Below are 11,277 nucleotides of genomic sequence, written 5' to 3'. Positions count from 1 at the left end.
TCGGTCCGGTCAGGATGCTGGAAGACCAGGTTCTTCTGCAGGAAGACGCCGGAATGCAGGCCGCTCGAGAGCACGAAGTGGCCTTCACGCAGGGCGCCGGCGGCGCGGAACTCGTCGAGGACCTGTTCGGTGTTCATGGGGCGCTCCTTGGGGGCCCGGATTAGCCCACGGCGTCGGGCCTGTCACGCTGCAGCCGTAGGCCTGGCAGGGTGTTCAGGGCCAGTCCGCCGATGACGAGGGCGGCGGCGGCGAGCTTCCAGGGCGGCAGGGGTTCACCCAGGGCCAGGGCCGACGCCGTGAGGCCAAAGACAGGCACAAGCAGGGCCCAGGGGGAGACGACGGCGGCGGGGTGCCGGGCCAGGAGCCAGCCCCAGACCGCATAGCCGAACAGGGTGTTGCCGAAGGACTGGTAGAGAAGTTCGGCCCAGACCACAGGAGTCATGGTGGTGACTGCAGCGACCATGACGGGCGCGCCCTCGAAGATCAGGGCGAGCAGCAGCAGGGGCGGTACCGAAAACAGACTGGCCCAGACTACGAAGGCCAGGCTGGGCGCCTCAGGCGTCGCCCTCTGGACCATGTTCCCCAGGGCCCAGCTCAGGGCGGCGAAGAGCACCAGCGCCAGCCCGGTCGGTGTGGTCACGGCGTCCACATTGACCAGGATCAGAGCCAGGCCCGCAGCCGCGAGGACCAGGGCGAGCCCCTGTCGCAGGTTCAGTCTCTCTCCTCGAAGCCAGATCGCCAGACCGATCGTGAAAAAGACCTGACTCTGAACGACCAGGGAAGCGAGGCCCGGTGAAATCTGGCCGTCCATGGCAAAGTACAGCACGCCGAACTGCCCGACCCCGATCAGCACGCCGTAGGCGGCGAGGTTGCGCCAGGGGACATTCGGCCGCTTGAGGAAGAAGGCCGCCGGCAGGAAGGCGAAGAGGAAGCGCAGGCTGGCGAAGGTGAAGGGGGGAAGGTGCGCCAGGGCCGACTTGATGACGGCGAAGTTTGTCCCCCAGACCGCCACGACGGCGAGGGCGAGGAGGGCGTGGCGCCAGGGCAATGCGGTCATGTCGCGCCCTCCCCGCGCCGGGGCCGAGAAAGCGGCTTTCCTCCGGCTTTGCAAGCCTCGCGCTTGAGGGCAAGGTGCGCGGCCGTCTGAGGGAGGACCAAATGAGCCTGACCATCCGCAGGGTCGCCGGGGCGCTGGGCGCCGAAATCTCCGGCGTCGACCTTTCGCAGGACCTGCCCGACGAGGTGATCGCCGGAATCCGGGCCGCCCTGGTCGAACATCAGGTCATCTTCTTTCGCGACCAGCGCCTGACGCCTGAACGCCAGGTCGCCTTTGGCCGGTGCTTCGGGCCGCTGAACATCCACCCCTATGTGAAGGGGATGGAAAGCCATCCGGAGGTGATGGAGGTCATCAAGGAGCCTGCCGACAAAACCAACTTCGGAGGCGGCTGGCATTCGGACATGTCGTTCCTGGAGCGTCCCGCCATCGGCTCCATCCTGTACGCTGTGGAGCTGCCGGATTGGGGCGGGGACACCCTGTTTTCGAGCCAGGTCGCCGCCTACGAGGCCCTGTCGCCCGGAATGAAGGCCACGCTGGAGGGGCTCCGGGCGGTACACTCGGCCGGCCGGGAGTACTCCCCCCAGGGTCACTCCGCCCAGAAGCGCGCCTCCATGAGCGTCACGGAGGCCGAGGGCGCCGTCGGCGAGTACGTCCACCCTGTCGTCCTGGTCCACCCGGAGTCCGGCCGGAAGGCGCTGTACGTGAATCCCGCCTTCACGATGCGCTTCGAGGGTTGGACGAAGCGGGAATCCCGCCCCCTTCTCGACTTCCTCTTCGAGCTCTGCCGCTACGAGGGCTATACCTGCCGCTTCAACTGGCGGCCGGGCTCGGTGGCCTTCTGGGACAACCGGCAGGTCTGGCATTTCGCCCTCAACGACTATTCCGGCCAGCGGCGGCATATGCGCCGGGTCACGGTCGACCCGACCTGAGACGCGGCGTCAGCCGGCGCGCTTGGAGCGTTCCACAGTCTCGATCGCCGGATTGGCCCGCAGGGCCGCGGCGATGTTGGTCAGGTGGCGGGCGTCCTTGACCTCGATGTCGAAGTCGACGTCGAAGAAGTCCGTCATCCGGCGGTGCATGCGTAGGTTGACGATGTTGCCGCCGGCCTCGCCGATGGTCGTGCACGCTTGTCCCAACACACCTGGGGCGTTGCGGATGGTGGCGGTCAGGCGCGACTGGGTCAGGGTGTCGCGCTCGGCCTCAGGCGTCCACTGCAGGTCTCGCCAGAGGTCCTCCTTCTCCTCAAAGGCCGCCAGCTCGGCGCAGTCGATGGTATGGACCGTCAGGCCCTGCCCGTCGCCCTCGAGAATGCCCACAATGCGATCACCCGGGACCGGGGTGCAGCAGGGCCCGAAGTGAAGGCTGACCCCCGGAGTCAGGCCGCTGCCGCGGACATAGAGCCGGGCGCCGGCCCCGCCTTCGATCCGCCGGACGGCCACCGCCGCCTCCCGGGCGGAGGCTTCGAGGCGCGGGAAAAGGATGTCCAGCACCTCGGCCGGCGCCACGCGCCCGCGACCGACGCGCTCGAACAGGTCGTCCTCGGAGGCGACCGCGAGACGCTCCAGGGCGGGCGTCAGCGACACCTCGCTCCGGGACTTCCCGGCCCGGCTGAAGGTCTGGTCCAGGGCGGCGCGGCCCAGGCGCGTGAACTCTTCCTTCTCGGTCTGGCGGATATGCCGCCGGATCGCCGACCGGGCGCGACCGGTGACCGTCAGCGAACGCCAGTCGGCGGGAACCACGGGCTTGGGCCCGCGGACCACCTCCACCACGTCCCCGTTCTGGAGGGGCGTACGCAGGGGCCGGGGTTCGCCGTTGATCTTCACCCCGATGCAGGTGTCGCCGATGTCGGTATGCAGGGCGTAGGCGAAGTCGAGGGGCAGGCCGCCCCGAGGCAGGCTGACCAGCCGGCCCTTCGGCGTGAAGACGAAGGTCTGGTCGAGGTACATCTCGAGCTTGGCGTGCTCCACCAGTTCCTCGACGTCCCCGCCATGCTCCAGCACCTGAACGAGATGCCTCAGGTTCACGAGGGGATCGCGCCCGCCCTGCTCGGCCTGATGTTCGGCGTCAAAGCCGTAGGAGGCGTCCTTGTAGCGCCAGTGGGCGGCCACCCCCTCCTCGGCGATCCGGTCCATGGATTCGGTCCGGATCTGCATCTCGATGCGCATGCCCCGCGGGCCCACGACTGTGGTGTGCAGGGAGCGGTAGTTGTTCCGCTTGGGGGTCGAGATGTAGTCCTTGAAGCGGTCGGGTACGGAGGGCCAGGCCCGGTGGGCGACGCCCAGGGCGCGATAGCAGTCTTCCTCGGTGTCGACGATCACCCGGAAGGCGTAGATGTCTGATAGCTGGGAAAAGCCGATCGACTTGCGCTGAAGCTTCCGCCAGATCGAATAGGGGTTCTTCTCCCGCCCGAAGACCCGGCTGGGAATGCCGGCGGCCTCCAGCCGGCTGACGATTTCCTGGGAAACAAGGGCCACCGCTCCGCCCTGTTCGTTCCTGAGCGCCGCCAATCTCCGGATGATGGCGTCCCGGGCCAGGGGGTTGAGGTGGGTGAAGGCGAGTTCCTCCAGCTCCGAGCAGATCCGGTGGCAGCCGATGGACCGGGCGAGCGGGGCGTAGATGTCCAGGGTCTCGCGCGCGATCCGCTCGCGCTTGGCCGGCGCCTTGATGTGCTGGAGGGTTCGCATGTTGTGCAGCCGGTCGGCCAGCTTGACCAACAGGACCCGCACATCCTTCGAGATGGCGAGGATGAACTTCCGAAGGTTCTCGGCCTGCCGGGTGTGCTCGCTGTTCAGCTCCAGCTTGGTGAGCTTGGTGACACCCTCGACCAGTTCGGCGATCTCCTCGCCGAACAGGCGACCGATCTCGGCGGAAGTCGCTTCCGTATCCTCGACGGTGTCATGCAGGAGGGCGGTGATGATGGTCGCCGCGTCCATGCGGTATTCGGTGAGGATCCCCGCCACCTGGATCGGATGGGCGAAGTAGGGATCGCCGGAGGCACGCTTCTGGGAGCCGTGCATGCGCATGGCGTAGACATAGGCGCGGTTGAGGATGGCCTCGTCGGCGCTGGGATCGTAGGAGCGGACCTTCTCGATCAGTTCGTACTGCCGCAGCATGGCGCGGCGGGGCGCCGGCTCTGCGGATGACGGGGCGAGTAGGACCCCCGCCTGGGGGGCCGGGGTCTCGAAGACCGGGGCCTGCGCCGCAGGCGATCCTTCCGCTGGCGCGTCGGGGCTCAGTAGCGCTCTTCCTGACCGCCATCGCGGTCGCTCTGCAGGGCGCGAACCAGCTCGAGCTCGCTCATCTGCATGTGGGTCGGATCGGCCAGCAGGGCGAGAGTCTCGGCCTCTTCCTCGGCCTCGGAGCGCTCGTCCACCCGCTGCAGGGTGCTGATGAGACCTTCCTTCAGCTCCTCGGGATCGACCACGTCCTCAGCAAGCTCGCGAAGCGCGACGACGGGGTTCTTGTCGTTGTCGCGGTCCACCAGGAGGGGAGATCCCGACGAAATGCCCCGCGCCCGATGGGCCGCCAACAGCACGAGGCTGAAACGGTTCGGAACTCTCTGGATGCAATCTTCGACGGTGACGCGGGCCATGGCTACCTCGACGGGCGAACGGAACCGTTTCTCATAGAGCCTCGGCACCGATTGTGCAACGCCGCATGAACTGTAGCGGCAGCTTCAGCGACGCTCGAGAATCGTTCGGGTGATCTCTTCCATGGTGTTGAACAGGAAGGTCGGACGGTGCGCCTTCAGGATCTCCGGGCGCGCATAACCCCAGGTCACCGCCCCGGAATCGATCCCGGTGCGGGAGGCGGCCTCAATGTCCCGGGTCTCGTCGCCGATCGACAGGACCTCGCCATGCCGGGCGCCGACCTTACGGATCACCTTGCGGAATTTCGGGGACTTCCCGAACATCGAGGCGCCGCAGGCGAAGTGGTCGATACAGGCCGCCAGGTCCGGTCCCAGGATCTTTCGGACATTGGCTTCGGAGTTGGAGCTGACCAGGGCGAGGACAACCCCGGCTGCATGCAGCCGCCGGATAAGGTCCGGGGATTCCGGGAACAGCGGAATCTCCGAGGTGTTCTCCGATACCAGACGGCGGGTATGCCTCGCGATGAAGGGCATTTTCCAGGCAGGTACACGCATGTACGCCACCACCTCACGGCTTGACCGCCCCCGCAGCATGGCGACTTCATCGTCGCTGATCTGCCGGAAACGGAACCGGCGCGCGACCTCGTTTGTCATGCTGATGAACCAGTCGGCGCTGTCCGCCAGGGTTCCATCGAAGTCAAAGATGACGAGCCGATAGGCCAACCGGTTCCCCCCGGGCGACGATGAGGCGCCGCCCGCTCCCTCTTCAAGTTGAGACTCCTGCACGATCGAAGCGCCCTGCGCCAGTCCCCTGGACAGACGGGTCATGGGGTCGGCCTCGCGTCACGCCCGACGACGGCCTCCGCGGCGAGGGAGGCGGCGGTGCGGCCCAGACGCGGATGGCGCCAGTCCGGCGCGATCTCGGCGAGGGGGCCCATGACGAAACGCCGGTCGTGGGCACGGGGGTGCGGCAGGGTAAGTTCGGGAGAGTCCAGAATGCATCCTCCGTGATCGATCAGGTCGAGATCGAGAGTCCGGTCGGCGTTCCGGGCGGAGCGACGCCGGCCGAACCGGGACTCGATCTCTAGCAGCCGCCCAATCATGGCGCCGGGGTCCATCGTCGCCTCGACAATGGCGACCCCGTTGCGATACTCATTGGCGGACGGGTCGGGCCAGGCGGAGGACGTCCACCAGCACGACCGGCGCAAGATCGGCAATCCTGCCTCCGAAAAGAAAGAGAGAGCGGCCTCGAGCAAATCCACCGGCGACGCATGGTCGCCGGAAAGATTGGACCCCAGCGCGACAACCGCCCGTGCGGGCCGCCTCGCGCCGACGCCGGACTCCGGAAAATCCTGACTCAATGACCTTCTACCCTACCGACCGGCTGGCGCTCTTCATTGACGGGGCCAACCTCTATTCCGCCGCCAAGGGACTTGGCTTCGATATCGACTATCGCAAGCTCCTCGACGAGTTCCGCAAGCGTGGAGTGCTCATCAGGGCCTACTACTACACCGCGCTGGTCGAGGATCAGGAGTACTCTCCGATCCGGCCCCTCGTGGACTGGCTCGATTACAACGGCTTCCGCCTGGTCACCAAGCCTGCTCGTGAATACACCGACTCCCAGGGACGCAAGCGCTGGCGCGGCGACATGGATGTCGAGATCGCCGTCGACATGATGGAGATGAGCGCGCATGCCGACCATATGGTGTTGTTTTCCGGCGACGGCGACTTCCGGGTCCTGCTTGAGGCTGTCCAGCGTCGCGGCGCCCGGGTGACCGTCGTCTCCACGGTCAAGTCGCAGCCGCCCATGGCCTCAGACGACCTCCGCCGGCAGGCGGACTCCTTCATCGACCTGGCTGACCTCGCCGACATCATTGGCCGTCCGTCCCGCCTGCCCCGCTTCCTGCAGGAAAGCCGGATGGGCGCCGAACGTGATGCCGAGGACACCTGACCTTGCCGGCGACCGCTCCGGCGGCGAGTCCTGAGCCGGGCCGGGACTGCGGCCTGTGTCCGCGCCTCGTCGCCTACCGGAGGGAGAACCGGACCCGGAACCCGGACTGGTGGAACGGCCCTGCGCCCTCCTTCGGTGATGACCAGGCCCGGCTCCTCGTCCTGGGCCTCGCGCCCGGCCGAACCGGGGCCAACCGGACGGGGCGTCCCTTCACCGGTGACCACGCCGGGGTGATGCTTTTCGAAACCCTTCTGAAGACCGGCTTCGCCAGGGGCAGATACGACGCCAGGCCCGACGACAGCCTCTCCCTCGTCGACTGCATGATCTCGAACGCGGTGCGCTGCGCCCCGCCCGGGAACCGCCCGGAAACGTCGGAGGAGGCCGCCTGCCGACCCTTCCTGGCGGCCCGGCTCGCCGCCCTGCCCCGCCTGGAGGTCGTAGTCACCCTCGGTGATGTCGCCCGGCGCAACCTTCTCAGAGCGCTGGGACTTCCGGCCGCTGCGGGGGTCTCCGGCCATGGATCGGAGTTCACCGCCGGCGCCTACCGGGTGCTGAACAGCTATCACTGCTCGCGCCTGAACACGAACACCGGGCGGTTGACCCCTGCGATGTTCGAGGATGTCTTCCGCCGCGCCAGGGCCATCCTGGACGGCTGACAAGTCCGGATTCGGGCTCTATTCAGGGGTCGTTCTCCACATCCGCCGGATGCTCCCATGCGCGCCCTTGCCCTCGCCGCCGTCCTCCTCCTCGCCCTTCCCGCCGCTGCGGCGCCCCCGGGTCCGGCCGACCGCGACCGGGCGCTGGAGATTCTCAAGACCAGCATCAGCCACCGCACCACGGCCAGCGCCGGCCAGGAGCCCATGCTGGCCTACGCCGGCTGGATCAAGAGCGTCCTCGTCGAAGCGGGCTACCGCCCCGAGGACATCGCCGTGGAACCCGTGGCCGGGACCGCCATCCTCATCGCCCGGCTGCCCGGGCGCGATCCCGCCCGAAAGCCCCTGGTCATCTCCGGACACATAGACGTCGTCGAGGCCCGCGCCGAGGACTGGACGCGCGACCCCTTCACCCCGGTGGTTGAGAACGGCTATGTTTTCGGTCGCGGAGCGACGGACAACAAGTTCGACATCTCCATGGTCGTGACCACCCTGGCCCGGCTGAGGGCCCAGAACTGGCGACCGAACCGGGACGTCATACTGGCCCTGTCCGGGGACGAAGAGACCCAGATGCGCAGCAGCGCCATCCTCGCCCAGCGATTGAAGCACGCGGACCTGGTCCTGAACTCGGACGCCGGCGGCGGCGACCTCGATCCCGCTGGCAAGGCCCTGTCCTACGGCATCCAGGGCGCTGAAAAGACCTACGCGGATTTCACTCTGAGGGCCACCGATCCGGGTGGCCATTCCAGCCGTCCGACCCCGGGCAATCCCATCTACAGTCTGGCCCGGGCGCTGGAGCGCCTGGAGGCCTATCGCTTCCCTGTCCAGTCGAACGAGATCACCCGCGCCTCGCTGGCGGCCAGCGGTCGGAAGATGGAGGGCCCGGTGGGCGAGGCCCTGCGCCGGTTCGCCGCCGATCCCTCGGATGCCGAAGCTGCGGAACGCCTGTCCTCGAGCACCACCTGGGCGCCGTATCTGCGGACCACCTGCGTGGCCACGATGGTCAGTGGCGGCCACGCGACCAACGCCCTGCCGCAAAGGGCCGAAGCGAACGTCAACTGCCGGATCTTCCCGGGCGTGTCTTCGGAAGCGGTCCGCAAGACCCTTGTCGAGGTCCTGGCCGAGCCGAGCCTGTCCGTCACCCGAAACGACGACGGATCCATCGACAGTCCGCCCTCACCCCTGCGACCGGATGTCGTCAAGGCCGTGACGCGGGCGGTGCACGCTGTCCACCCCGGCCTGGAAATCGTTCCGGCCCAATCGTCGGGCGCGACCGACAGCATGCATTACCGTGCGGCGGGTGTTCCCAGCTACGGCGTCTCCGGCCTGTTCGCCAAAGCGGGCGAAACCTATGCCCATGGTCTGAACGAGCGGGCGCCCCTCGCCGCCATCCCGGGAGCGCTCACGCACTGGGACTCCCTGATCCGCGACCTCGGCCGCTAGTCTCTGGTCGAAGGGACCCTGCGGTCCAAACCTCCCCCCCAGGCGACGGCCTTGCGGAACAGCCCTTTCGCGAACCGTCCTCCAGCAAAGGAGACCGCATGAGTCCGCCTTCCGGCCGCAACGACCTGGGCCTGACCGCCAGCGAGTCCCGTCCCCACTGGCCTGAGCCGGCCAGGGCCCCGCCCGGCGCGCCCAATGTGGTCTGCATCGTCTTCGATGACCTCGGTTTCGCCGATCTGGGTTGCTATGGCTCCGAGATCGCCACGCCGAACATCGACGCCCTGGCGGCCCATGGCCTTCGCTACACCAACTTCCATACTGCGGCTCTGTGCTCGCCCACCCGCGCCTCACTCCTGACGGGTCGAAACCATCACTCCGTGGGCATGGGCGGGCTAGCGGATTGGGACCTGGGATTCCCGGGCATGCGGGGGCGCATCGCCCGCAGCGCCGGCACCCTGGCCGAGATGCTGCGCCCGGCCGGGTACAACACCTTCGCGACCGGCAAGTGGCACCTGACACCCACCTTCGAGACCTCGCAGGCCGGTCCCTTCGACCAGTGGCCCCTGCAGCGCGGCTTCGACCGGTACTACGGCTTCCTCGAGGGCGAGACCAGCCAGTGGCACCCCGAGCTGGTGCTGGACAACCATCACATCGAGGCGCCCGACCACGAGGGCTATCACCTCTCGGAGGACATCGTCGACCAGTCGATCGGCTTCATCCGCGCCCAGCGCGCCATCACGCCCGAGAAGCCCTTCTTCCTCTACATGTGCCTGGGCGCCCAGCATGCCCCGCACCACGCGCCGAAGGCCTTCATCGACCGCTATGAGTCGGTCTTCGCCAAGGGCTGGGACGCCACCCGCGCCGACCGCCTCGCCCGCCAGAAGGCCCTGGGCCTGGTTCCCGCCGACGCCGTGCTGCCCGAGCGCAATCCGGGGGTGAAGGCCTGGGACGCCCTGAGCGACGACGAACGGCGGCTGGCGGTGCGGCTGCAGGCCGCCTTCGCCGGCATGCTCGAACACGCCGACCTGCAGGTGGGCCGGCTGGTCGACTGGCTGCGCGAGCAGGGCTGCCTGGAGAACACCCTGATCACCCTGATCTCGGACAATGGCGCCAGCCAGGAGGGCTCGCCCTTCGGCACGGTCAACGCCCTGCGCTATTTCAACGGCGTCCGCGACACCCTGGCCGAGAACCTGGAGCACATCGAGGCCATCGGCGAGGCCCACCTGAACAACAACTACCCCCTGGGCTGGGCGATGGCCGGCAACACCCCGCTCAAGCGCTACAAGCAGAACACCCACGGCGGGGGGGTGCGCGACCCGCTCATCGTGCACTGGCCGGCCGGAATCCCGCAGGGCGGGGGCGTGCGACACCAGTTCCACCATGTGTGCGACATCGCCCCCACCGTGCTCGAGGCAATCGGCGTCGCGCCGCCAGCTGAGATCAACGGCGTCATCCAGCAGCCCATCGAAGGCACTAGCATCGCCTATTCCTTCGGCGATCCGGACCAGCCGACGCAAAAGCGCACCCAGTATTTCGAGATGCTGGGGCACCGGGGCATCTGGCATGAGGGCTGGAAGGCGGTGACCTGGCACAAGCCCGGGACCGCCTTCGACGCCGACCAGTGGGAGCTGTACCACCTGGACCAGGACTTCAACGAAATGCACGACCTGGCCGGGCAGGAGCCAGCGCGACTCCAGGCCATGATCGCGCGCTGGTTCTCCGAGGCCGGGGCCTGCAACGTCCTGCCCCTGGACGACACCCTGAACCGCTTCGTCAGCTCCAACCCGCACAGCGTGGCGTCCCGCCGGCGCTGGGTGCTCCAGACCGGCGGCGGGCGCATCCCGCAGGCGGCGGCCCCCGACATCCGCAACCGGTCCTACCGGATCGACGCCCATGTCGAGATCCCGGAGGGCGGCGCCGAGGGCGTTCTGATCGCCCAGGGCGACTGGTGCGGCGGCTACGCCCTCTATCTGAAGGACGGACGGCTCATCCACGACTACAACTTCGTCAACCGGCACTATGTGGCGCGATCGGACCGGCCCGTGCCGCCAGGCCGCCACACCCTCAGCTGGGTGGTGCGCAAGACCGGCGAGTACACCGCCGAGGGCGAGCTGCGGATCGACGATGAGCCCTGCGGCTCGGCGGTGCTGCCGCAGACCTACCGGGCCCAGGCCTCCTTCATCGGCATGGAGATCGGCCGGGCGCCCAAACCCGCGGTGTCAGACTTCGTGGCGCCCTTCCCCTTCACCGGCGTCCTCAACCGGATCGAGGTGGAGCTCGGGGATGACCAGCAGACCGATCCGCAGGCCAGCCTCGAAGCGGCGCTCCGCCGGCAGTAGTCGGGTCAGCCTCCGGGCTGACGTCGGGTCGGGACTGGAAACCCATCGGGTTTCGGCCCTACACTCATGTCAACTGGAAAGCTGGCCAAAGGCCGGCGCTCATTTGGGAAGACATGGACATGCTGGACCTGATCATCCGGGGCGGAACGGTCGTAGACGGGACGGGCGCGACTCCCGCCGTCGCGGACATCGGGATCCAGGGCGACCGCATCGTCGCCGTGGGCAGGGTCGAGGGCCCGGCCCGG

The 11,277-nt window shown here is 68.0% G+C and carries 10 protein-coding genes and 1 pseudogene; 5 read left to right on the top strand and 6 right to left on the bottom strand.

Translation table 11 applies throughout. The features are described from left to right. Both IM632_RS08390 and IM632_RS08385 read right to left on the bottom strand, forming a co-directional pair. Positions 1-137: pseudogene (locus tag IM632_RS08390) on the bottom strand (orotate phosphoribosyltransferase); the annotation flags it as partial. Between the two features lie 23 nt (positions 138-160). Next, the gene (locus IM632_RS08385) at positions 161-1,057 is read right to left on the bottom strand and encodes an EamA family transporter (RefSeq protein ID WP_296482205.1); all 897 of its coding nucleotides are present in this window, start codon (positions 1,055-1,057) and stop codon (positions 161-163) included. A gap of 101 nt (positions 1,058-1,158) precedes the next feature. Between IM632_RS08385 and IM632_RS08380 the strand changes: the two genes are divergently transcribed. Further along, the gene (locus tag IM632_RS08380) at positions 1,159-1,986 is read left to right on the top strand and encodes a TauD/TfdA family dioxygenase (RefSeq protein ID WP_296482207.1); all 828 of its coding nucleotides are present in this window, start codon (positions 1,159-1,161) and stop codon (positions 1,984-1,986) included. A gap of 9 nt (positions 1,987-1,995) precedes the next feature. Here IM632_RS08380 and IM632_RS08375 read toward each other — a convergent pair whose 3' ends face one another. The 4 genes from IM632_RS08375 to folK form a co-directional block, all read right to left on the bottom strand. Then, on the bottom strand, positions 1,996-4,170 hold the full coding sequence (locus IM632_RS08375; RefSeq protein WP_296482210.1) for a bifunctional (p)ppGpp synthetase/guanosine-3',5'-bis(diphosphate) 3'-pyrophosphohydrolase: 2,175 nt from the start codon (positions 4,168-4,170) through the stop codon (positions 1,996-1,998). 119 nt (positions 4,171-4,289) lie between these two features. Then, on the bottom strand, positions 4,290-4,649 hold the full coding sequence (gene rpoZ / locus IM632_RS08370) for a DNA-directed RNA polymerase subunit omega (protein ID WP_293515937.1): 360 nt from the start codon (positions 4,647-4,649) through the stop codon (positions 4,290-4,292). Positions 4,650-4,733: 84 nt separating this feature from the next. Further along, positions 4,734-5,474: an HAD hydrolase-like protein gene (locus tag IM632_RS08365; protein WP_296521325.1), complete on the bottom strand. Its 741-nt coding sequence runs from the start codon at positions 5,472-5,474 to the stop codon at positions 4,734-4,736. Then, positions 5,471-6,007 carry a 2-amino-4-hydroxy-6-hydroxymethyldihydropteridine diphosphokinase gene (folK, locus tag IM632_RS08360; protein ID WP_296482216.1) on the bottom strand — a complete coding sequence of 179 codons (537 nt, stop codon included), beginning with the start codon at positions 6,005-6,007 and terminating at the stop codon, positions 5,471-5,473. Before folK ends, IM632_RS08365 begins: the two co-directional genes overlap by 4 nt. Here folK and IM632_RS08355 point away from each other — a divergent pair. The 4 genes from IM632_RS08355 to IM632_RS08340 all read left to right on the top strand — a co-directional run bounded on the left by IM632_RS08355 (position 6,007) and on the right by IM632_RS08340 (position 11,032). Continuing rightward, on the top strand, positions 6,007-6,597 hold the full coding sequence (locus IM632_RS08355; RefSeq protein ID WP_296482219.1) for an NYN domain-containing protein: 591 nt from the start codon (positions 6,007-6,009) through the stop codon (positions 6,595-6,597). The genes folK and IM632_RS08355 overlap by 1 nt on opposite strands. Before the next feature lie 2 nt (positions 6,598-6,599). Beyond that, positions 6,600-7,253 (top strand): uracil-DNA glycosylase, encoded by a 654-nt coding sequence (locus IM632_RS08350; protein WP_296482222.1) that lies wholly within the window; start codon positions 6,600-6,602, stop codon positions 7,251-7,253. Positions 7,254-7,310: 57 nt separating this feature from the next. Beyond that, positions 7,311-8,693 (top strand): M20/M25/M40 family metallo-hydrolase, encoded by a 1,383-nt coding sequence (locus IM632_RS08345; protein WP_296497809.1) that lies wholly within the window; start codon positions 7,311-7,313, stop codon positions 8,691-8,693. 98 nt (positions 8,694-8,791) lie between these two features. Next, on the top strand, positions 8,792-11,032 hold the full coding sequence (locus tag IM632_RS08340) for an arylsulfatase (RefSeq protein ID WP_296552215.1): 2,241 nt from the start codon (positions 8,792-8,794) through the stop codon (positions 11,030-11,032). Positions 11,033-11,277: the final 245 nt, after the last annotated feature.

Origin of the sequence: Phenylobacterium sp. (genome assembly GCF_020402505.1) — a bacterium.
In the GTDB taxonomy this organism is placed as follows: Bacteria; Pseudomonadota; Alphaproteobacteria; order Caulobacterales; family Caulobacteraceae; genus Phenylobacterium.
This window is presented reverse-complemented; position numbering and strand designations above follow the sequence as displayed.